Here is a 21,273-nt window from a genome sequence, read left to right as displayed (position 1 = left end):
AATTGGTTTGTTAACGTCAGTTCGATTTCGACTTGCCGGATTTCTGAGCTTTCTTTTTTAGACGCTCTAGAACCTCGTCAGCGCTAGAGCGTAAAGGCTTGCCGCATCCTGCCTCGGCCAGCCGGTCGCGGACGTTTTCCGCTGATCCGGTGGCCTCCAATTCGGTCATGGCGCGGGCAGTTGCATCCATTTCGCTTTGACGCTCCTGCAAGCGCTGCAGGGTGTCTTCGGCTTCGCGCAGTGTGGATAGACCGCTGTCTGGGGCTACTTTCTGAAGGCGCTGTGTTTTATCCGCCGCCGTGGCAAGGCGTTGACCACGCTGCAATTGGCGCAATCGGGTTTCGGCCTCGCGCAGAACTGTGCGCAGTCGGGCGATTTCGGTATCGAACCGAGCTTGAGCCTGGGTCGACACATCGCGTTCCGCCTCAAGATGAGCAATTGCGTCCGCCGCATCCTGCGCCAGATCCTCACGGTTCTGTTGCAGCGCATCCAGTGTGCGTGTTTCGAGGTCGGCAATCTGCCGGTTCAATCGGTCATGCTGTTTCTTTTCCTGTTCATTCTGCGCCATCGCGACGGCAACGGCTTTGCGCGACATCTGCACGGCATGAGCGCAATCACGGATTTGCTGGCGCAAGATGGGAAGGGCGTGGCGGTCGGTGATTGCGGTTGCAGCCTCATGGGCTCGACCGCGAAACAAAGTGGCAAACTGTTTGAACATCTTCGGCTCCTCGTTTATGAACATTGTTCATGTAGTGAGGGTGCGATATTTATGAACGTTGTTCAATACTAAAAATGAACAACGTTCATAAAGTTGCGATACAGGAGGTGTAAGTGCCTAAAAATAAGAAAGAAATTCTAAAGAAAAATCTTCTGAACGCAGCTGAAAACAGGATTGAAAAGCACGGATTGGCCGCGCTGCGGGCCCGTGATGTGACCAAGGACGCAGGTTGCGCTTTGGGCAGCCTGTATAACGCCTATGACGATTTAGATCTGCTGATTCTGGCGGTGAACTCTCGCACGCTTGCGCGTTTGCACACCTGCCTGCAGAGAGCAGCTGCATCTCAGTCCGCGCCTGATCAAAAGCTTCTTGCGCTCGCGCTGGCCTATCTTGAATTCGGTACCGAAAATCCGAACCTCTGGGCGGCACTGTTTGATCACAGGATGCCGCCAGGGGTGCTCGTACCCGAATGGCACCTTGAGGAGCACGCGTCGCTGATCGCCCAAGTGATCAACCCATTGGCACAGTTCGGCCCCGATTTGGATGAGGCCACACTAGCCCTGCGCGCACGTACGGTGTTTTCAGCAGTTCATGGGATCGTCAAGCTTTCCCTCGAGGGTCGCTTTGTTGCACTGGATGCGGATGCCGTTCGGTCGGAATTGTCGGAGTTTGTCCTGCAGTTCCTGCGCGGTTATCAAGCTGCGCAAAAGGAACCAGAGATTTAGCGGACAGCTCCAGTAGCGGACGCAAAAAAACGAACGCATAAAGAGGCCGAAGACGGCATGGCGACACAATCCAAAAGCAAAGCGGTCTTTCTTACGGGCAGCCTGATGGGGCACGTAACCCGCATGTCCCTGACCACCAGTATCGGCCTGATGGCAATTTTCGCCGTCGATTTCGTCGACATGGTCTTCATCTCAATGCTGGGGAACGATGCACTGGCCGCAGCGGTTGGTTATGCCGGGACGCTTTTGTTTTTCACCAACTCGATCAATGTTGGCCTATCGATCGCTGCCGGGGCTTTGGTCGCACGGGAGCTTGGCGCCGGGCGACATGAGCAAGCGCGCCAATTCGGCACCAGTGTGGCTGTACTGGGTGCCGTGGTCGGCTTGATCGTTTCTGTGGTCGTTCTGTTCAATTTGACATTCCTGCTGTCTCTATTAGGCGCTGAGGGCGAAGTTCTGCGACTAGCCGCCCGTTATACCTCGATCATTCTGCCAACCATGTGGGTGATGGCTGTAGCGATGACCGGGATGGCGGTTCTGCGCGCCTACGGAGATGCGCAGCGTTCGATGATGGCCACGATTTATGGCGGCGTGGCAAATGCCGTGCTTGATCCGATCCTGATTTTTGCCGTTGGGCTGGGGCTGGATGGGGCTGCCATCGCCTCGGTCATTGCGCGTATTTGCATGTTGATCGCGGCGGTCAGACCAGCCGTTCGGGTGCACAGCGGTTTTGGTCGACCATCTTTACAGCAGCTTGGGGTTGATATCCGTCCGGTCGGGGCGATTGCCGTACCTGCCGTTTTGACCAATATCGCTACCCCGATCGGCAATGCCATCGTAATTCGTGAGATCGCACAGTTCGGAACTGATGCGGTGGCTGGCATGGCCGTGATTGGACGGTTGCTGCCCGTGGCGTTCTCGGTCATCTTTGCCTTGTCCGGGGCCATTGGGCCGATCGTCGGACAGAATTTCGGGGCAGGGCAATACGGTCGTGTGAAAAAGAGCTTTCTGGCCGGGGTCAAATTCACCGCTGTCTATGTTTGCCTGATGGCCGTCACGCTGTTTTTATTGCGCGCGCCGATTGCTGATCTGTTTCAGGCGCAGGGGGAAACGCGGGCGCTGATTTACCTGTTCTGCGGGCCGCTGGCCTTGGCATCTTTCTTTAACGGCGTGATCTTTGTCGCGAATGCCAGTTTCAATAATCTGGGCCACCCGGTGTATTCAACTTGGGTGAACTGGGGGCGGCATACCTTGGGTACCTGGCCTTTTGCGGTGGCGGGCGCCTATATCGCGGGTGCGCCGGGAGTGCTGTTGGGCCAAGCCTTGGGAGGAGTAATTTTCGCAGGGGTTTGTTGGGTTCTAGTGCGCCGGGTGGTATCAAAATTGGCCACGCCGCAACCGATGGACCCGTTTTCTGGCCAGACTCGATTGCAAGCGCTATTTGGGCGGCGGGGCTGGTAGATCCAATCAGTTTCCCTGATTGCGCGCTTCCAGCCGTTCGAGGTTGACGACAGTCGACAACATTAGCCGGTCGTGGCTCCAATCCTCAGTCTGTTGAACCGAAGCGGCACCAAGGCCAAGCAACAGAGCGAACAGAACGGTCAGGCCAAGAAACATGATCGGCATTGAGGAGTTTACCGACGGCGCGTCGGCCAGGGCGATCACACGCTGCCGTAGCACCCGCTTGGCTTTGCCGCCCGTAACGAGGGCTACGTTCAGCACCCGAGGGCTGCCGCGCGAAACGGTTCGGGCGCAATAATCCAGAAGGCAGTTGGTGTAATCCTGCGTGTCGATGCCCTTGCGGGCCACAACCGACTGATCGCAGGCCAGCTCTCGTAGGCGGTCGAACTGATACTTAAGAACAAGATAGGCTGGGTTCCAGAACAGCAGGGGGCGCAGCAGTTCGAACCCCAGTTCCCATTCGACGTCACCGGCGCGGATGTGTTGCAGCTCATGTGCAAGGGCAAAGCGCATCTCGCGCGGGGAATCCAGCAGGTGACTGGGCAGCACCACATGGCGTCGGCGCAGCCCGCGCACGGCGAATGGCACGGCGATGCGGTCGGATAAGCGGATATCCACCTTGGCCGAACGCCGCCACAGGAAGCTGGTGTTCACTGTCTCGCGGATCGACAGTCCATCGCGGATCACGCGCAGGGTATAAGCCAGTGCGGCCAACGCCAGCAGTACAAGGATAGCCGAGACAATGGGGTAGTCCCCGCTGAACAAAACTTCGACCCATCGCTGGCGCGTATTCAGCAAGGCTTCGAACTGGGTGGCTGGCATGGCGATGTCACCGCGCAGATAGGCTGCCACGGCGATGTCGCCGATGGCTACAGTCCCCTTGGCCGGGGTGTGACTGGCCAGCACAGACACGCCCAAAGCCAGAACGGGGCTGAGGACAACACACAGGCAAAGCGCCTTGAGCGCGCGCAGTTGCGTCACAAAACTGTGGCTATAGGAAGTTCTGGACAGAATACCCCGCGCAGCCAGCCATATAAGCGCAGCCAGCCCAAGGACCAGATTCAATTCCAGATAAGCGTCGAGAACCGGTTTAACCGCTGTCATTTTGCAGTCTCCTCTCTACCAGTGCTCGAATTTCCTCCAGATCGGCTTCGCTCAGCCCTGCGTCGTCAACCAGACGCGCGACCAGTGTGGCGGGCGTGTCGTCGAAAAGAGTCCGCGAAAGGTTTTGCAGCGACCTTGCCTGATACCTGTCCTTTTCCAGCAGCGGCGAATAAATCAGCGTCTTTCCGTCCTTGCGGCTTTCGACAAACCCTTTTTCATCGAGAATACGCAGGATGGTCGCGCCGGACGTATAAGCCAGATTGCGTTCGGCTGGCAGGCGATCAAGCACGTCACGGACCGAGCCCTGACCCAGCGCCCAGAGCTCGTTCATGAACTCAAGTTCCACTTCGGTCAGCAGGTTTGTTGTCTTTTTCTTTCGCATCGGTCTTTCGTGTCGCATTTTTTAGTATGCCTGACAGACAAGCATCCTTTCGCTGTTTCGCAAAGCTTAAACTTTCCAGAAGACGAAGATGCCCCAGCCGATGGACAGGAAAAGCGGTGTCCAGACCGGTTGGCCTACCAGTCCCAGCCAGGCAAGGAAGATGTAGGCCGAGCCCAACAGGGTGATAAACAGCCGATCCCCCAGCGTGGTCGTCAGGCCCAGAACACCGCGCCGTTCGATTCCGTCACGATACTTGAACCCTTCGAGCACGCCGATTAGTGCAATGGCCGAAAAGATGCCTACGAACACAGCCAGGGTCGCCGGGGTCCAAGCCATCCAGAAATCGGGCCACAGAGGGTCAGTCCAGGAGAACCCCTTTTCTTCTTGCTGGCCAACATTGCCCCATCCGGCTTGTGCCTGGGCAAAGGCCGTCGAGGGCAGGAAGGGGAGGGTGAATAGAAGTTTACGCATATCGAACCTCACACGCGTCCCATCGCGAAACCGCGCGCGATGTAGTTGCGAACAAACCAGATGACGATGGCGCCGGGGATGATGGTCAGTGTCCCGGCAGCGGCCAGCAGGCCTAGCTCATACCCCGCGCTGGACGCCGTGCGGGTCATCACGGCGGCGATAGGTTTGGCCTCGACCGCCGTCAGGGTTTTGGCCAGCAGCATTTCCACCCACGAGAACATGAAACAGAAGAAGGCCGCGACGCCGACGCCGGCTTTGATGTTGGGCAGGAAGATGGTCACGAAGAAACGCGGGAAGGAATAGCCGTCGACATAGGCTGTCTCATCAAGTTCCTTCGGTATACCGCGCATGAAACCTTCCAGAATCCACACTGCCAGTGGCACGTTGAACAGCGTATGTGCCAGCGCCACAGCCAGATGTGTATCGAACAGTCCAATGGAGGAATACAGTTGGAAGAACGGCAATGCGAAGACCGCGGCAGGGGCCATCCGGTTGGTCAGCAGCCAGAAGAACAGTTGCTTGTCGCCCAGGAACCGATAGCGCGAGAAAGCATACGCCGCGGGCAGGGCGACGCACACGGAAAGTACCGTATTCATCGTCACGTAGATGATCGAGTTGATGTAGCCCCAGTACCACGTGGGATCGGTGAAGATCGTAATGTAGTTCTCCAACGTAAAGGTCTGAGGGAACAGGGAAAATCCCGACAGGATCTCATTCGTAGTCTTGAAGGACATCGCGACCAGCCAATAGATCGGCAGCATCAGAAACGCGATATAGAGGATCGGGATAAGGGACCGCTTCTTCATTGCGCGTCATCCTTTGTCATCAGAGTGTAAAAGACCCAAGAGACAAGCAGTGTGATGGCGAAGTAGATCAGGCTCATCGCGGCCGCAGGACCAAGGTCGAACTGTCCCAAAGCGATCTTCACAAGGTCGATCGACAACAGGGTGGTTGAGTTTCCGGGACCGCCTCCTGTCAAGACGAAGGGCTCGGTATAGATGTTGAAGCTGTCCATGAAGCGCAGCAGAATTGCGATGGTCAGGACGGTTTTCATCTTTGGCAGCTGGATGTAGCGGAACACCGACCACGGGCTGGCACCGTCGATCTTGGCCGCCTGATAGTAGGCATCGGGGATCGAAACCAGACCCGCATAACACAGGAGCACAACCAGAGACGTCCAGTGCCAGACATCCATGACGATGACTGTAATCCAGGCCGAGATTGGCTGTTGGGTCATGTCATAGTTGATGCCCAAAACGTCATTCAGGAAATACCCGAGCAGGCCGATTTTGGGCAGCGTAAAGATGTTCCACATCGAGCCGACCACGTTCCACGGGATCAGCATGGGCAGGGCCATCAGAACCAGACAAACCGGCACCCAAAACCCTTTACGCGGCATTGAAAGCGCAACGATAATGCCTAGGGGAACTTCGATCAGCAAGATCAAGAAAGTAAACAGAAATTGCCGTCCCAGCGCGGCTTGAAACCGGTCGGACCGCAAGATTTGTTCGAACCAACCCAGCCCTTCCCAGAAGAACTGGTTGTTGCCAAAGGTTTCCTGCACCGAGTAGTTGACGACCGTCATCATCGGCACCAGCGCGTTGAACGCGACCAGCGCCAAAACCGGCAGGACAAAGAACCATGCCTTTTGGTTTTCCGTTCTCATTTCGCCCGCTCCTCGGTTGCGATCCAGCCGTCGCGGTAGACGCGGGATTGTTCAGGTTTGAATTGCAGGAAGACTTGTGATCCGGGTTCGGGCACATTGTGTTCGGTCACGGCCTTCAGGGCGGTATTGCCGACCATCGCACTGACCACGTAGTGACGGCCAATGTCCGAGACCTTGGTCACATGAGCCGGGATACCGGTGTCGCCGAATCCCACGTACTCGGGGCGGATGCCCAGATCGGTGCGGCCTCCGTCTCCGTGGGTTGGACCTTCCAGCATCACCTCGTGACCTTCGAACAGGGCACGGTCACCTTTCGCCTCACACGGCAGAACGTTCATGCCTGGGGAGCCGATGAAGTGGCCGACAAATGTGTGCTGCGGGCGTTCAAACAGTTCGACCGGGGTGCCGATCTGAACCACTTCGCCTTCCTGCATCACCACGACCTCGTCGGCGAAGGTCAGCGCTTCGGTCTGGTCATGGGTGACGTAGATCATCGTGGCTTGCACGCGCTGGTGCAGCTCTTTCAGCTTGGACCGCAGTTTCCATTTCAGGTGAGGGTCGATCACAGTCAGTGGCTCATCAAACATCACCGCATTCACATCATCGCGCACCAAACCGCGACCCATCGAAATCTTCTGCTTGTTGTCCGGGCTGAGGCCGCTGGCACCGGTGTTGAGCATATCCGTGACGTCCAGCATTTCGGCGATTTCATCAACACGGCGCTTGATCGTCGCCGGGTCCACGCCGCGGTTTTTTAACGGGAACGCCAGATTTTCACCCACAGTCATCGTGTCGTAGATCACCGGGAACTGGAACACCTGCGCGATGTTGCGCTGATCCGGGGGTAGGGCGGTCACGTCGCGGTCATCGAACAGAATCTGCCCCTCGGATGGGGTCAGCAGCCCCGAGATGATGTTCAGCAATGTCGACTTGCCGCAGCCCGACGGGCCGAGCAGTGCATAAGCTCCGCCATCACGCCAAGTCACGTCGATTTCTTTCAGCGCATAGTCCTCGGGGCCTTTCGGCGTTGGCATATAGCTGTGTCGCAGGTTTGAAAGCTTGATCTGTGCCATGTCAGGCCACCCTTTTGCCGTCTTGGCCGAAATACCGGCAATGGGCCGGGTTCATGTAGAAACTGTGATCCTCACCCACCCGATATGGATGCACACCAGCGGCCAGAGACACCCATGCCTCCTCACCATGTTGGAAATGCGCACTGGAATCAGAGCCGGACAATTCAGTGACGATTACGCGACCGGTCAGTTCAACATCCGCGTTAGATGTACGGAACGGCGTAACTCGGTGTGGGCGCACGGCAACCGTGTATTTCCCATCTGCCATGTCCGAAACGGTCCAGCTGCCTCCGCCCTCCAATTGCGCCTGAGCGCCAGAGACCGAGATACGAGCCACATTGATTGGCGGGTCTGAGAAGACTCGCGCAGCAGCGATGTTTTCGGGATTGCGATAGATATCAGCGGTCGGGCCGAACTGCGTGACGTGGCCATCTTCCATCAGGGCGGTGTAACCCCCCAACAACAGGGCCTCTTCGGGTTCCGAGGTGGCATAGACCACAACGGCACCGCGTCCAGCAAACAGGTCGGGCAGTTGCTCTCGCAGTTCTTCGCGCAGTTTGTAGTCGAGGTTGGCCAGCGGTTCATCCAGGAACACGGCGCGGCTTTCCTTCGCGATGGCACGGGCCAGCGCAGTACGTTGTTGTTGCCCGCCCGACAGCTCGTGCGGGCGACGGTGCAGCATCGGGCGTAGCTGCAACAGGTCGGCGGCCTCTTCCACGCGGCCTTCAATCTCGGATTTCGCCATGCCAGCCACGCGTAGCGGCGACGCGATATTGTCGAAAACACTCATATGCGGGTAGTTCACAAAGAACTGGTGCACTAGGCTGATCTGCCGCTTTTGCGTGTTCAGCCGGGTCACATCCTGCCCATCCATCAGAACCTTGCCCGAGGCGATCGGGTCCAGCCCGGCCATCATCTTGATAAGAGAGGTCTTGCCCGAGCCCGTCGCGCCCAACAGCACGTTGAAATGGCCCGTTTGCAGCGTCAGGTTGGTGGGTTTTATATGGATGACGTTGCCAACACGTTTGGTGGCATCTTGTAATTCGATCATGTCCGTGGGTTCCGGTCCTACAGTGCGTCGCACTGGCCTTTGGGGTGGGGATGCCTGAATCGGCATCCCCAAGGTTTCAATGGTTCACTGAGCCTGCCAGCGCTGAACCAGTTCGTCATAGTTGACGGTCTGGCCTTGCGGCTTTTCGTTCTCAAGCTTGGCCTTTGGCGAACCCTCTTTTTCCAACCAGAAGGCAGGATCCTGCGGTTCGTTCAGGCGAGGACCACAGCCACCGTAGACACCGGCGCTTTCATCCGCGGCCTGCATACGGGCCATAGTGATGTCCATCTCTTCGGCCAGACGGTCCATCGCCTCTTGCGGAGTGAACGCACCCGAGTTCACGTCACCGATCTGCTGCCACCAGATCTGGGCCAGCTTCGGATAGTCCGGCACGTTGATGCCGGTCGGCGACCATGCCACACGGTCAGGCGAGCGGTAGAACTCGACCAGACCACCCAGCTTAGGCGCGCGTTCGGTGAACGACTCGTGGTTGACCGAGCTGTCGCGAATGAAGGTCAGACCCACGTGGGACTTTTTCACGTCAACGGTCTTGGAGGTCACGAACTGAGCATAGAGCCAAGCTGCCTGAGCACGATCCGCTGGGGTCGATTTCAGGAAGGTCCACGAACCCACATCCTGATAGCCCACCTTCTGGCCATCTTCCCAGTAGGGACCATGCGGGCTGGGCGCCATCCGCCACAGCGGCGTGCCTTCGTCATCCACGGTGTTGTTGCCTTCGGACTTCGGCTTCACCATGTCGGCTGTAAAGGCGGTGTACCAGAAGATCTGCTGGGCCACGTTGCCTTGGCTGAGCGCCGGTAGCGACTGGTAGAAGTCATAAGACGCCGCACCCGGAGGAGCATAAGCCCGCAGCCATTCGTCCCACTTGCGGATCGCGTAGACCGCAGCCGGGCCGTTTGCAGCACCACCGCGTGATACCGACGCACCAACAGGGTTACAGGTGCCCGCTTCCATGCGGATGCCCCATTCGTCGACCGGCACGCCGTTCGGCTCGCCCACGTCACCGGCACCTGCCATCGAAAGCCAGGCATCGGTCATACGCCAGCCAAGGTCAGGTGCGCGCTTGCCGTAGTCCATGTGGCCATAGATCGCCACCCCGTCGACTTCCTTCACGTCATTGGTGAAGAATTCGGCAATGTCTTCGTATGCCGACCAGTTGACCGGAACGCCCAGGTCATAGCCGTACTTTTCTTTGAACGCGGCTTTGTTGGCTTCGTCGTCGAACCAGTCCTTGCGGAACCAGTAGAGGTTCGCAAACTGCTGGTCAGGCAGCTGATACAGCTTGCCATCCGGACCGGTGGTGAACTGAATGCCCATGAAGTCATCCAGATCCAGCGTCGGCGAGGTTGTCGCCGCCCAGTCGCCAGCCATCATGTCAGTCAGCGGATAGGCCAGTTGCAAGCGCGAGTGGGTGCCGATCAGGTCGCTGTCGTTGACATAGCCATCATACAGGTTCCGACCGGTCTGCAGCTGGGTTTGAACCGCCTGAACCACTTCGCCTTCGCCGAGGATCTGGTGGTTGACCTTGATACCGGTGATTTCCTCGAACGCCTTGGTCAGGACCTCGGATTCGTAAGAGTGGGTCGGGATGCCTTCGGACAGGACGTTGATTTCCATGCCAGCGTAAGGCTGTGCAGCTTCGATGAACCACTGCATTTCCGACATCTGTTCGTCTTTCGACAAGGTTGATGGCTGGAATTCGTCGTCGATCCAACGTTGTGCTGCGGCTTCGTCGGCCCAAACGGGACCGTGCCCCGCAATGACGGCAGCCGCCGCCACTGCGGAAAGTAGATGTCTCCGCATCTGTCTCCTCCCAAGAATTATGGTTGTCCGGCGCTAACCGGATGACGTGCAGCATCAGCGATTTTCTGCGCAGGTGTCAAACTAAATTTTTAGTAAATGAGAATTCCACCGGTTTCGAAGCGTGAAGTTATCCTTGGTTGCCAATTATTGAATTCGTTGTAAGCTGTCATTACGATTGCAAAAAATGCCACTGACCACTGTGGCGGAATTACTGAAAATGTCTTTGACGCATGGGGGTAGGTGATGTCCCGAAGTCTGTTGAAGTACACGCGTGTTTTGGAAATTGTCGGTGACACGATCAAGGTTCGGGTGCCGATTGATGGCTCTCGCGACCCGGCTGTTCGGTTCAACGATCTGGCTGTGATCGAGACGGTGGATGGCCGAAAAACTCTGGCACAGGCGATCTTAATCGACCGGGATGTGGTAACGTTGCAGGTGTTTTCCGGCACCAAGGGCATCTCGACCGAGGCGACGGCAACCTTTCTTGGCCACCCGATGCAGACGCCGTATTCGGCTAATATTTTGGGGCGCGTGTTCGACGGGGCAGGGGTGGCAATCGACGGTGGGCCTGACCTGTCAGCCGAGCCGCGCATCGACATCGGTGGTCCCACCGTAAACCCGGCTGAACGTGCGGTTCCCAACAAGATGATCCGCACCGATGTGCCGATGATCGACGTATTCAACACGCTGGTTGAAAGCCAGAAGATCCCGATCTTCTCGGTTTCGGGCGAGCCGTTCAACGCCTTTCTTAGCCGAATCGGTATTCAGGCGGATGCCGATATAGTGGTGTTCGGCGGACTGGGATTGATCTTTGATGATTACCACACCTTCCGCACATCCTTCGAGGATGCGGGCGTGTTCTCTCGCACGGTAATGTTCGTCAATCAGGCGATGGACCCTCTGGTCGAGCGCCTTTTGGTGCCTGATATGGCGCTGGCCGTGGCCGAAAAATTCGCGGTGGAAGAGGGCAAGCGTGTACTCGTCCTGATGACCGATATGACCGCTTTCGCCGATGCGATGAAAGAGGTTGGCATCAGTCAGGAACGCGTGCCATCGCAGCGCGGGTATATGGGTGATCTATATTCGCAGTTGGCGCGCCGGTACGAAAAGGCGTGTGATTACGCCAAGGGCGGGTCGGTCACCGTGCTGACCGTGACGACGATGCCAGGCAATGACGTGACCCACCCGGTGCCGGACAACACGGGCTATATCACTGAAGGCCAGTTCTACCTGCATTCCGGCGTAATTGATCCGTTCGGCAGTCTCTCACGCCTCAAGCAGAATGTGATCGGAAAGACGACCCGCGAAGACCACGGGCAAATCATGAACACGATGATCCGGTTTTATTCGGAAAGTCGCGACGCTGCACAGAAACAGGCGATGGCCTTTGATCTGTCGGACTACGACCATCAGTTGCTGAAATTCGGGGCGTTGTTCCGGACGCGGTTCATGGACATCAACGTCTCGATCCCGCTAGAGGAGGCGCTAGATTTGGGCTGGAAGACGTTGGCCGAGTGTTTTTCACCTGAACAATTGCTGATGAAGCAAGCTCTGGTCGACAAGTATTTCCCAAAGGATGCCGATGGCGCGGTTGCAGCTGAATAAATCGTCGCTCGCGCGCGAGCAGACACAGCTGAAAAGCTATGAGCGGTTTCTGCCGTCGCTAGACCTGAAACGTCAGCAATTGATGGCGGAACGGGTGAAAGCCCGCGAGGATGTGCGCCGACTGCAGGACGAGGTGCATGAACTTGCCCAGCAGGTGGGGGCAAAACTGCCGATGCTGGCGCAGCAGGCCATTGATTTGGACGGGTTGGTGGAACTGAAGGACTACAAGGTCAAAGAGGTCAACGTTGTGGGTGTCAAGATGCCCGATTTGGACCGGATCGAAGTTGCAGTGCGCCCCTATTCTCTGCTGGCCAAGCCTCATTGGGTCGATGCCGCAGCGCAGTTGCTACATGACATGATCGAAGCACGCTTGCGGGTAAAAGTGGCCGAAGAACGGGTGAGGATATTTGACAAAGCCGTAGCCACGATCACGCAGCGGGTGAACCTTTTTGAAAAGGTTCTGATCCCGCGTGCCAAGGCCAATATCAAGAAAATCCGCATCTATCTGAGCGATGAGCAGATGCAGGCCGTGGTTCGCTCGAAAATTTCCAAGCGTAAACACGCGCAGGAGGCGGCCACATGAGTATCGCGTGCCTCAAGAAGCTTTCGCTGGTGGGGCGGGCCGGGCAGAAAACCGAAACGCTTGAGGCGTTGCAAGACCTGGGGTGCATGCATGTGCTGCCACTGGCCCTGCCACCAGCCGAGCCAGAAAAGATCAGCGAACGCGGGGCAAGAAACGCCTATAAAGCATTGCGTTTTCTGACAGATGTGGCTGAGCCGCGCCGTCAGATACAGCGCGATCCGGACTTTAGCATGGATCAATTCGTCAAGGACGTGCAGGACCTTATGCAGCGCAGCCGTGACATGATGGACCGGCGGGACTTTCTGGTCAACCGAATTGCACAGGTGCGACCGTGGGGCGATCTGGACTTCCCACCCGATGACGTTCTGGCAGGCAACCGGCTGTGGTTCTACCAACTGCCGTTGAAGCATCGCGATGCTTTGAACGGCCTGACGCTGCCTTGGGCCATCCTGGAGCAGGATCATCGGTTTATTTATGCCGTCCTGATCGCGCCGGACGAGCCAGCCGACGACATTCTGCCAGTACCGCGCACCCATACCGGTTCCTTGCCTATTCATGAGCTTGAAGCCCAGTTGGAAGAGGCGGAAATTGCCATCGAAGCGCTTGAGGCCGAGCGGGTCGCGCAGACCCGCTATTTGACGCTGATGCGACGTAACCTGTCGGTGGCCGAGAGCGCTGCGGAGCTTGCCCATGCGACACAGAAAGTGCGCGACGAAGAGGCGATGTTCGCCCTGCAGGGCTGGGTGCCGGAGGATCGCATTGATGCTGTTCTGGACATGGCGAAAAGTAAGGATGCAGCAGTTCTGATCGAGGACGCGGACCCGGAGGACTCGCCGCCCACGCTGTTGGAGCAACCGCAAAAACGCAATGCTGCTGTTGACTTGGCGCTGTTTTATCAAGTGCCCGGCTACAAGGATTGGGACCCAAGTGTCATCGTTGCCGTGTCCTTCGCGTTCTTCTTTGCCATGATTGTAGCCGATGCGGGGTACGGCGCGGTTATTCTGCTTGGCCTGCTTCTATTTTGGAAACGAATGGACGGAACTGCCGGGCAGAAATCATGGCGCCGATATGGGCTGATCATCTCGGGCGCGACGATTGTGTATGGGGTTCTGGTGGGCAGTTATTTCGGTGTGTCCCCGCTGGACGGGTCCGCCCTCGCCAAGATCAAACTGCTCGATCTGAACAACTTTAACGCCATGATGATGGTTTCGATCGTTGTAGGTGTGCTGCATCTTGTGCTTGCCAATGCGCTGGCTGCCCACGCCGCCTGGGGGCAGCGCAAAGCGATTGCCAATCTGGGCTGGATCGCCGCGCTGATCGGCGGGTTTGTCCTGTGGCTTAGCTATATGAAGGGGGCGGCCCCAACGCCCGGTGCGGTGATTCTCGGCACGGGCATTTTGGCCATTCTACTGTTTTCCAGCGACCGGCAGATCAAAAAGCCAACCGATTGGTTATGGCGCTTGATCGGCGGCATCCAAGCTTTGGCGGGGGCGATGGGCGCATTCGGAGACGTGCTCAGCTATATGCGCCTGTTTGCGTTGGGCTTGGCATCGGCCTCACTGGCGATCACATTTAACGATCTGGCGGTGTCGGTGATGCATGCGCTGAAGGGGCCTGGCATTCTGTTCGCGTTGCTGATCCTGATCGTCGGCCATGCCCTGAACTTCGCCCTCGCGATGATGAGCGGCGTCGTTCACGGTCTGCGTCTCAACTACATCGAATTCTTTAAATGGGGTTTGCCGGACGAAGGCATTGTCTTTCGCCCGTTCGCCCGCAAGGAGGTTCAGGAATGAATGAGCTTGTTCTTACATTGGGTTGGCTGGGGATTTACGCACCCATGGCGCTGGGCGCGGCGGCAAGCGCCATTGGCTGTTCCATTGCCGGTATGGCCAGCATCGGCGCCATGACCGAGACCGAGGGAGGTTATGGTCGCTTCGTCGGTGTCTCAGCATTTCCCTCGACCATGGTGATCTACGGCATCGTCATCATGTTCACCCTGAACCGTGACGTGACGCCTGAGAATGCGGGTGGGTTGTTCGGAATTGGCATCCTGTCAGGCATCGCCTTGATGTATTGCGGTATCTGGCAGGGCCGGGCCTGTGCCGCAGCGATTAACGCAACCAAGGAAAAGCCGGAAATCTTCGGGTTATCGCTGGCCCCGGCGGCGATCATTGAAGGTTTTGGCGTCTTTGCCTTCGTCTTTGCTCTGGTCATCAGCGCGGGGATAAGTTGATGGCACAGGATGGCATGATCTCTCACGGCGTTGATGCGCTGATCGATAAGCTGCGCAATGATGGGGTGGCCGCCGGGCAGGCAGATGCGGAAAAGCTGCGCGCTGAAGCAAAGGCTGAGGCCGCGAAGATACTGGCTGATGCTAAACGCGAGGCGGATGGGTATCAGCAGAAGGCCCGTGCCGACACCGACAACTACCGCGCAGCGGGCGAACAGGCGCTGAACACCGCTATGCGGGATGCGGTGCTGACCATGAAAGCTGGGTTAACGGATCAATTCCGCGAAGATGTCGAACGCCTTGTCACCAAGGAAATGGCCGACCCAGACCTGTTGAGGCAGATGATACTCGAGGTCGTAGGCCGGGCAGCGGAAGGAGCTAAACTGGAGGGTAAGGTAGAGGTTATTCTTCCCGCCAAGGTCGCTACGCAAGAGGATATCAAACAGAATGCCGACGATATCCAATCCGGAAAGCTCACCAAATACGTACTGGGCCTGACGGCTGAAATGCTGCGTGAGCAGGTCGAACTGCATGCCTCGGACGATGCCGATGCTGGCATCCGGGTGCGGGCTGAGGATCAAGGCGTGGCTTTGGACCTGACGGATAAAGCGGTGGCTTCCTTGCTGATGGAACATCTGCAGCCGCGCTTCCGTGCAGTTCTGGAGGGGGTGATCCGTTAGGATGCCAAACCCAGACGCCTATATCGCGCTGATCTGCAGCTTGCCGGGGTCTGAGCGGTTGTTTGTCGCTAAACAGCCGCCCCTGTCGCGGCTGCGCCTGGATCGACGTCTGACCGCGCTGAATCCTGAGAATACGCGCGTTTTGAAGGTGTTGGAACATGCTTTGAACTGGGGTGACTATGATATGGGCGTCACTGATGGGCAAGCCATCGCACGCTGCAACGAGGCGTTACGAGAAATCCCCCAGCCCACCTTGCGAAAGATGCTAATCGAACGAATGGACTTGCGTACAGCGGTAGCTGCGCTGCGCCTGCGCAAACAGGGGGGCAGCCCGCCTGCCGGATCGTTTGGTATGGGGCGTTGGGCCCGACATATCTCTGCCAATTGGAGCGACCCAAGCTTCCGACTGGAAGGCCCGATGCCTTGGATCAAAGAAGCCCAACAACTACTGGACGCTGCAGATCCTTTGGGCTTGGAACGGCTGCTCTTGTCGGTCAGCCACAAGCAGCTGAAACGCCACGCTGCCCGCCATTACTTCGATTTCGAGGCGGTGGCGATCTACGTGCTGATTTGGAACATTTTTGACCGTTGGGCGCAAAGCAATGCGCAGGACGCGGCCAAGAGATTTGAACAACTGGCGCAGCAAGCCATGGCAGGTGTTGCCAAGATCGACTTTGATGGAGCAAGCACATGACAGCCCCACCCCCCGCCTCACAGACCGCAACCGCTCGGGTTGTCTCGGTGCAAGAGGGATTGGTGCAGATTCAGGCCAATCATGACGCCTCGGGGCAACCCGGGCAGCTGGTCAAGAACGAAGTGGTCTTTATCCTGCCGACACGTTCCGGTCCGGGCGGGCGTCAGGAACGCCTGAAAGCCGAGGTGCTGCGCGTGCGTGGTGATACGGCGGATGTGCAGGTTTATGAAAGTACAGATGGTGTCGCGGTGGGCGATCCGGTCGAGCAGTCCGGCCAATTGCTGTCGGTTGAGTTAGGGCCGGGGCTGCTGGGGCAGGTGTTCGACGGGTTGCAATCGCCATTGCCCAAAGTGGCGGCCGAATTTGGCACCTTCCTGCCACGCGGGGCGGATGTGGCACCACTGGACGATCAGGCGAAATGGTCGTTCACACCGTCCGTCAAGGTCGGGGACACGGTGACGGCTGGCGATAGCATTGGAACGGTGCCCGAGGGCCATTTCACTCACAAGATCATGCTGCCTTTTAACTGGTTAGGCGACTACAAAGTTGTCTGGGTGCAAAAAGGCGCGGCTACGATCCACGACATAGTGGCACGTCTGGAAGATGAACAGGGCGGCGAACACACCCTGACCCTGTGTCAGAAATGGCCGGTGCGTCGGCCTTTGCCGGAAAGCATTCTGAAACGCGCGCTGTCCGAGCGGTTGTATCCGACCGAACCGGTCCTGACCTCTCAGCGCCTGATTGACACGTTCTTTCCCATTGCGCGGGGTGGAACGGCTTGTATTCCCGGGCCGTTTGGAGCGGGTAAAACAGTGTTGCAAAACCTGATCGCACGCAATGCCAAGGTGGACATCGTCATCGTCGTGGCCTGTGGCGAGCGTGCCGGTGAAGTGGTGGAAACGATCCACGAGTTTCCCAAGATGACCGACCCGGCCACGGGGGGCAGTCTGATGGATCGGACGATCATCATCTGTAACACGTCGTCCATGCCGGTAGCCGCGCGCGAGGCCTCGATCTTCACCGGTATCACGCTGGGCGAATACTATCGACAGATGGGTTATGACGTGTTGCTGATTGCCGACAGCACCAGCCGCTGGGCACAGGCGATGCGAGAAACATCCGGAAAGCTTGAAGAAATCCCGGGTGAAGAGGGTTTTCCCGCCTATCTGGAAAGCTCGATCAAGGGGCTGTACGAGCGTGCGGGGTTGTTGAAAACCAATAACGGGGATTTGGGTAGTCTGACCCTTATCGGAACGGTCTCACCCGCTGGTGGCAATTTTGACGAGCCGGTAACGCAATCGACCCTCTCTACGGTGAAATGCTTCCTCGGCTTGTCTTCGGAGCGCGCGTACAAGCGGTTTTATCCTGCGGTCGATCCGATGCTCAGCTGGTCACGCTATACGGATCAATTGTCCAACTGGTACGACAAAAACGCCGAACCCGGCTGGACTGGTAAAGTCCGCGATTTGCTAGCGTTGATCGAAAAAGGCGAACAGGTCGAACAGATGATGCAGGTGACCGGGGAAGAAGGCGTCACGATCCAAGATTTCATAACCCAGCAAAAAGCGCTGTTCGTTGATATGGTTTATCTGCAGCAGGACGCGTTTGACAAAGTAGACGCGACGGTGCCGCTAGAACGTCAGAAGATGACCTTCAAGCTGGTCTACGACGTGACCCAATCTAATGCGGAGTTCGCTGACAAGGCCGAGGTGCGGCAGGTGTTTACGCAGCTCACCGGATTGATGAAGAACTTTCACTATGCGGCGGAAAAAACACCGGAATTCAAGTCAATCTGGGGGCAGATACAAAATCTGTGCCACGAGAAGTTTGGTATCTAAATAGGGAAGTGGTAGCCCGTAGGGGAATCGAACCCCTCTTTCCAGGTTGAAAACCTGGCGTCCTAACCGATAGACGAACGGGCCATTTGGTATGGCGCAAGCACAAGTGGTAGCCCGTAGGGGAATCGAACCCCTCTTTCCAGGTTGAAAACCTGGCGTCCTAACCGATAGACGAACGGGCCACGCTGGCTTGTGGAGGGCCTTTTACGGTTTCACCCGGACCCCCGCAAGCCGAAAAACGCAAGGATGTGAAAGTTTTTTCCAAGGTTCGAATTCGAGCTTAAATTGCCTCTGCCGCGTCTTCGAGCCGAAGTTGCACGCTTTGGCGTCCACCCCATGAGTTCACCTCTAGCCGTCCGGCGAAATGAAAGCGTACACCGCCGTGATCTGACAGCTTTTCACCCATCGGACCGTCAAAGGCTCCAAAAGCGATGGCATCAAGGCCGCCACCAACCCCATCGGACAGGGACAGTTTCAGATGAGATTCGCCAACGCGCTTGGCAAATCGGACTTGAAGGTCTGGCAGAGCATATCGCGGGGCAGGGGCGCTGGCCCCGAACGGGCCAGCCTTTTCAATCTGTTCGATCAGATCAATAGTGGCTGCGCCGGGCATCAGGGTTCCGTCCAGTTTCAGATCGGCCGGCCCGCCTTCGCCCGCCCCCTGTCTGGCCAGCAATTCGCTGAGGCGCGCCATGGCAGGCTCTAACTGGTCACGCATCACAGTCAGGCCCGCCGCCATTTTGTGGCCGCCGCCCTTGACCAGCAACCCTTCGGCGGCAAGCCGTTGGATTGAGGCACCCAGATCAACGCCCGAGACTGAGCGGCCCGAGCCTTTACCCTCATCTCCGTCAAAGCCAATGACAATCGCGGGGCGGTTGGCGCTTTCCTTCAGGCGTGAGGCCACGATGCCGACCACGCCGGGGTGCCAGCCTTCGCCCGCAGCCCAGACCAGCGGCGCATCCAGGCCACGTTCCTCGGCCTGCTCCAACGCTGCGGCACGCACGGCATTTTCGATGTCACGCCGCTCGGTGTTCAATTCATCCAGTCGTTGCGAAAGCGCCTGCGCCTCATGCATCGAATCGGTGCTGAGCAACCGCGCACCCAGATCGGACTGACCGATGCGTCCGCCCGCGTTCACACGCGGTCCAAGCAGAAACCCTAAGTGGTAACTGTTCGGCGCCGAATCCATTCTTGCTACGTCGGACAAAGCCACCAGACCCGGCCTCTGCCGCTGGGCCATGACCTTCAGCCCCTGACGAACAAGTGCCCGGTTCGCTCCGACCAAAGGGGCGACGTCCGCCACGGTCGCCAGCGCCACCAGGTCCAGTAGGCTGATCAGCTCAGGGCCATTCGCGCCTGCCTCACGCAGTTGACGCCCGGCTTCTACCAGCATCAAGAAAACGACGGCGGCGGCACAGAAATAGCCCAGATCTCCGCTTTCATCCTGCCGGTTCGGGTTTACCACGGCGGCACAGTCCGGCAGGGTTTCCCCGCCCAAGTGGTGGTCCAGAACGATTACATCCGCGCCCTTAGCAGCGGCGATCGGTTCGTGGCTCAGCGTGCCGCAATCGACGCAGATGATCAGGTCATGCGCTGCGGCCAATTCCTGCATGGCAGGCACGTTGGGGCCATAACCTTCGTCAATCCTGTCGGGGACGTACAAAGTGGCTTGTAGACCCATCTGCCGCAGCCACACCAGCAGCAATGCTGCGGAACTGCCGCCGTCCACATCGTAATCTGCGAAAACGGCGATCCGCTGCTTGTTTCTTACTGCGGACAAGAACCGCGTTGCGGCCTTCTCCATATCCTTCATGTCATGTGGGTCGGGCAGCAGTTCTTTCAGTTTGGGTTCCAGAAACCCAGAGGCCTCCATCGCGGGGACGCCGCGCCGCGCCAGAACCTGACACACAGCGCGAGGCAGACCGGCCTGTTGGATAAGCACTTCAGTAGCCCGCTCGGTTTCAGCCGATGGTCCGACCCAGCGCCGTCCGTTCAATGACTGCTCAACCCCTAAAAAGCCCATGACCTGCCTTTCATATACCAAGGCCGGACCCTCTCGGACCCGGCCTGATCTTAACTATCGATACCTTTGCGAAGAACAAAGGCGCAAACCATCACGCGTTGTCGTGTGGCCACATCGGCGTGCGGTACGACATGCGGCGGACTGAACCGGTTTTCGACCGCATCAGCAAGGTGGTGGTCTCAACCCAACCGGGCTCGCGCTTGATGCGTGGCAGCAGCGATCCGCCGGTTACGCCGGTTGCGGCAAAGATCACGTCGGCGGTGACCATCTCGTCGCGGGAATAAACCCGGTCCAGATCGGTTATGCCTGCTTTGGCAGCGCGTCCGCGTTCATCATCGTTGCGGAACAACAGGCGGCCAAAGATCTGCCCACCCATGCATTTCAACGCAGCGGCAGCCAGAACACCTTCGGGCGCGCCACCCGATCCCATATACATGTCGATGCCAGTTGTTTCGCTTTCGGCGCAGTGCATGACTCCGGCCACGTCACCGTCGGTGATCAGGCGGATCGAGGCGCCGGTTTCACGAACCTCAGCTATCATCGCTTCGTGACGAGGGCGTTCCAGAATGCACACAGTAATGTCGGCGGGCTTGCAATCCTTGGCCTTGGCCAGTGCTTCAACACGCTCGCGCGGGCTCATGTCCAGATTGACGACACCTTCAGGGAAACCCGGACCAATGGCCAGCTTATCCATATAAACGTCTGGCGCATGCAGCATCGAACCTCGCGGGCCCATGGCAATCACAGTCAGGGCGTTCGGCATGTCCTTGGCGGTCAGTGTGGTGCCTTCCAGCGGGTCCAGCGCGATATCCACGCCGGGGCCTTCACCGGTGCCGACCTCTTCGCCGATGTACAGCATCGGCGCTTCGTCTCGCTCGCCTTCACCGATCACCACAACGCCAGCGATATCCAGCAGGTTCAGCTGTTCGCGCATGGCGTTTACCGCTGCCTGATCGGCGGCTTTCTCATCACCGCGGCCAACCAGCGAGGCCGAAGCCAGTGCGGCCTGTTCTGCGACCCGCGCAAGGCCCAGAGACAACAGGCGGTCGTTGAAATCAATCTTGGCAGCACTCATTTTTCACTATCCTCAGGTCAGTATCGGCGTTTTCTTCGGCATAGCCTGCCCCTTGGGCAGGCCGCAAGGG

The 21,273-nt window shown here is 57.9% G+C and carries 20 protein-coding genes and 2 tRNA genes; 9 read left to right on the top strand and 13 right to left on the bottom strand.

Features of this window, described 5'->3' with window-relative positions:
* Positions 1-16 precede the first annotated feature (16 nt).
* Positions 17-718 (bottom strand): PspA/IM30 family protein, encoded by a 702-nt coding sequence (locus ACR0DT_RS05495; protein ID WP_480709788.1) that lies wholly within the window; start codon positions 716-718, stop codon positions 17-19.
* Positions 719-831: 113 nt separating this feature from the next.
* Here ACR0DT_RS05495 and ACR0DT_RS05490 point away from each other — a divergent pair, with 113 nt between their 5' ends.
* Both ACR0DT_RS05490 and ACR0DT_RS05485 read left to right on the top strand, forming a co-directional pair.
* Positions 832-1,443 (top strand): TetR/AcrR family transcriptional regulator, encoded by a 612-nt coding sequence (locus tag ACR0DT_RS05490; protein WP_480709787.1) that lies wholly within the window; start codon positions 832-834, stop codon positions 1,441-1,443.
* Between the two features lie 57 nt (positions 1,444-1,500).
* On the top strand, positions 1,501-2,904 hold the full coding sequence (locus ACR0DT_RS05485) for an MATE family efflux transporter (RefSeq protein WP_480709786.1): 1,404 nt from the start codon (positions 1,501-1,503) through the stop codon (positions 2,902-2,904).
* Between the two features lie 6 nt (positions 2,905-2,910).
* On the opposite strand, the gene ACR0DT_RS05480 is transcribed toward ACR0DT_RS05485, so the two are convergent.
* The 8 genes from ACR0DT_RS05480 to ACR0DT_RS05445 all read right to left on the bottom strand — a co-directional run bounded on the left by ACR0DT_RS05480 (position 2,911) and on the right by ACR0DT_RS05445 (position 10,475).
* Complete coding sequence (locus tag ACR0DT_RS05480) at positions 2,911-4,008, bottom strand: M56 family metallopeptidase (RefSeq protein ID WP_480709785.1); 1,098 nt, start codon at positions 4,006-4,008, stop codon at positions 2,911-2,913.
* Positions 3,995-4,390: a BlaI/MecI/CopY family transcriptional regulator gene (locus ACR0DT_RS05475; protein WP_480709784.1), complete on the bottom strand. Its 396-nt coding sequence runs from the start codon at positions 4,388-4,390 to the stop codon at positions 3,995-3,997. Before ACR0DT_RS05475 ends, ACR0DT_RS05480 begins: the two co-directional genes overlap by 14 nt.
* Before the next feature lie 66 nt (positions 4,391-4,456).
* Positions 4,457-4,861, bottom strand: a complete 405-nt coding sequence (locus ACR0DT_RS05470; protein WP_480709783.1) for a DUF2160 domain-containing protein — start codon at positions 4,859-4,861, stop codon at positions 4,457-4,459.
* Between the two features lie 8 nt (positions 4,862-4,869).
* Positions 4,870-5,667 carry a carbohydrate ABC transporter permease gene (locus ACR0DT_RS05465; RefSeq protein WP_480709782.1) on the bottom strand — a complete coding sequence of 266 codons (798 nt, stop codon included), beginning with the start codon at positions 5,665-5,667 and terminating at the stop codon, positions 4,870-4,872.
* Complete coding sequence (locus tag ACR0DT_RS05460; RefSeq protein ID WP_480671985.1) at positions 5,664-6,527, bottom strand: carbohydrate ABC transporter permease; 864 nt, start codon at positions 6,525-6,527, stop codon at positions 5,664-5,666. Before ACR0DT_RS05460 ends, ACR0DT_RS05465 begins: the two co-directional genes overlap by 4 nt.
* The gene (locus ACR0DT_RS05455) at positions 6,524-7,600 is read right to left on the bottom strand and encodes an ABC transporter ATP-binding protein (RefSeq protein ID WP_480709781.1); all 1,077 of its coding nucleotides are present in this window, start codon (positions 7,598-7,600) and stop codon (positions 6,524-6,526) included. Before ACR0DT_RS05455 ends, ACR0DT_RS05460 begins: the two co-directional genes overlap by 4 nt.
* Position 7,601: 1 nt before the next feature.
* Positions 7,602-8,651 carry an ABC transporter ATP-binding protein gene (locus ACR0DT_RS05450; RefSeq protein WP_480709780.1) on the bottom strand — a complete coding sequence of 350 codons (1,050 nt, stop codon included), beginning with the start codon at positions 8,649-8,651 and terminating at the stop codon, positions 7,602-7,604.
* Between the two features lie 84 nt (positions 8,652-8,735).
* Entirely contained in the window at positions 8,736-10,475 is a 1,740-nt protein-coding gene (locus ACR0DT_RS05445; RefSeq protein WP_480709779.1) for an ABC transporter substrate-binding protein, read from the bottom strand.
* Positions 10,476-10,718: 243 nt separating this feature from the next.
* Between ACR0DT_RS05445 and ACR0DT_RS05440 the strand changes: the two genes are divergently transcribed.
* From ACR0DT_RS05440 to ACR0DT_RS05410, 7 genes are read left to right on the top strand one after another with little or no spacing between them, the layout of a single operon-like run.
* Positions 10,719-12,080 carry a V-type ATP synthase subunit B gene (locus ACR0DT_RS05440; RefSeq protein WP_480709778.1) on the top strand — a complete coding sequence of 454 codons (1,362 nt, stop codon included), beginning with the start codon at positions 10,719-10,721 and terminating at the stop codon, positions 12,078-12,080.
* Positions 12,058-12,663 (top strand): V-type ATP synthase subunit D, encoded by a 606-nt coding sequence (locus ACR0DT_RS05435; protein WP_480709777.1) that lies wholly within the window; start codon positions 12,058-12,060, stop codon positions 12,661-12,663. The genes ACR0DT_RS05440 and ACR0DT_RS05435 overlap by 23 nt, the downstream gene beginning before the upstream one ends.
* A complete protein-coding gene (locus ACR0DT_RS05430; RefSeq protein WP_480709776.1) occupies positions 12,660-14,456 on the top strand; it encodes a V-type ATP synthase subunit I in 1,797 nt (598 codons plus the stop codon). The genes ACR0DT_RS05435 and ACR0DT_RS05430 overlap by 4 nt, the downstream gene beginning before the upstream one ends.
* A complete protein-coding gene (locus ACR0DT_RS05425; protein ID WP_170324458.1) occupies positions 14,453-14,896 on the top strand; it encodes an ATP synthase subunit C in 444 nt (147 codons plus the stop codon). Before ACR0DT_RS05430 ends, ACR0DT_RS05425 begins: the two co-directional genes overlap by 4 nt.
* Positions 14,896-15,573: a hypothetical protein gene (locus ACR0DT_RS05420; RefSeq protein ID WP_480709775.1), complete on the top strand. Its 678-nt coding sequence runs from the start codon at positions 14,896-14,898 to the stop codon at positions 15,571-15,573. The genes ACR0DT_RS05425 and ACR0DT_RS05420 overlap by 1 nt, the downstream gene beginning before the upstream one ends.
* 1 nt (position 15,574) lies before the next feature.
* The gene (locus tag ACR0DT_RS05415; RefSeq protein WP_480709774.1) at positions 15,575-16,267 is read left to right on the top strand and encodes a hypothetical protein; all 693 of its coding nucleotides are present in this window, start codon (positions 15,575-15,577) and stop codon (positions 16,265-16,267) included.
* Positions 16,264-18,105 carry a V-type ATP synthase subunit A gene (locus tag ACR0DT_RS05410; RefSeq protein WP_480709773.1) on the top strand — a complete coding sequence of 614 codons (1,842 nt, stop codon included), beginning with the start codon at positions 16,264-16,266 and terminating at the stop codon, positions 18,103-18,105. Before ACR0DT_RS05415 ends, ACR0DT_RS05410 begins: the two co-directional genes overlap by 4 nt.
* 9 nt (positions 18,106-18,114) lie before the next feature.
* Here the strand turns inward: ACR0DT_RS05410 and ACR0DT_RS05405 are convergent.
* The 4 genes from ACR0DT_RS05405 to glpX all read right to left on the bottom strand — a co-directional run bounded on the left by ACR0DT_RS05405 (position 18,115) and on the right by glpX (position 21,203).
* Positions 18,115-18,189 (bottom strand) — tRNA-Glu (locus tag ACR0DT_RS05405).
* A gap of 23 nt (positions 18,190-18,212) precedes the next feature.
* Positions 18,213-18,287, bottom strand: a tRNA-Glu gene (locus tag ACR0DT_RS05400).
* A gap of 98 nt (positions 18,288-18,385) precedes the next feature.
* Positions 18,386-20,128, bottom strand: coding sequence for a single-stranded-DNA-specific exonuclease RecJ (gene recJ, locus ACR0DT_RS05395; RefSeq protein ID WP_480709772.1), 1,743 nt, complete (start codon positions 20,126-20,128; stop codon positions 18,386-18,388).
* Between the two features lie 91 nt (positions 20,129-20,219).
* Entirely contained in the window at positions 20,220-21,203 is a 984-nt protein-coding gene (glpX, locus tag ACR0DT_RS05390; RefSeq protein WP_480709771.1) for a class II fructose-bisphosphatase, read from the bottom strand.
* Positions 21,204-21,273: the final 70 nt, after the last annotated feature.

It is taken from the genome of Ruegeria sp. BI11, assembly GCF_056538005.1.
The sequence above is the reverse complement of the archived record's forward strand: the minus strand, read 5'-3'. Positions and strand labels throughout refer to the sequence as shown.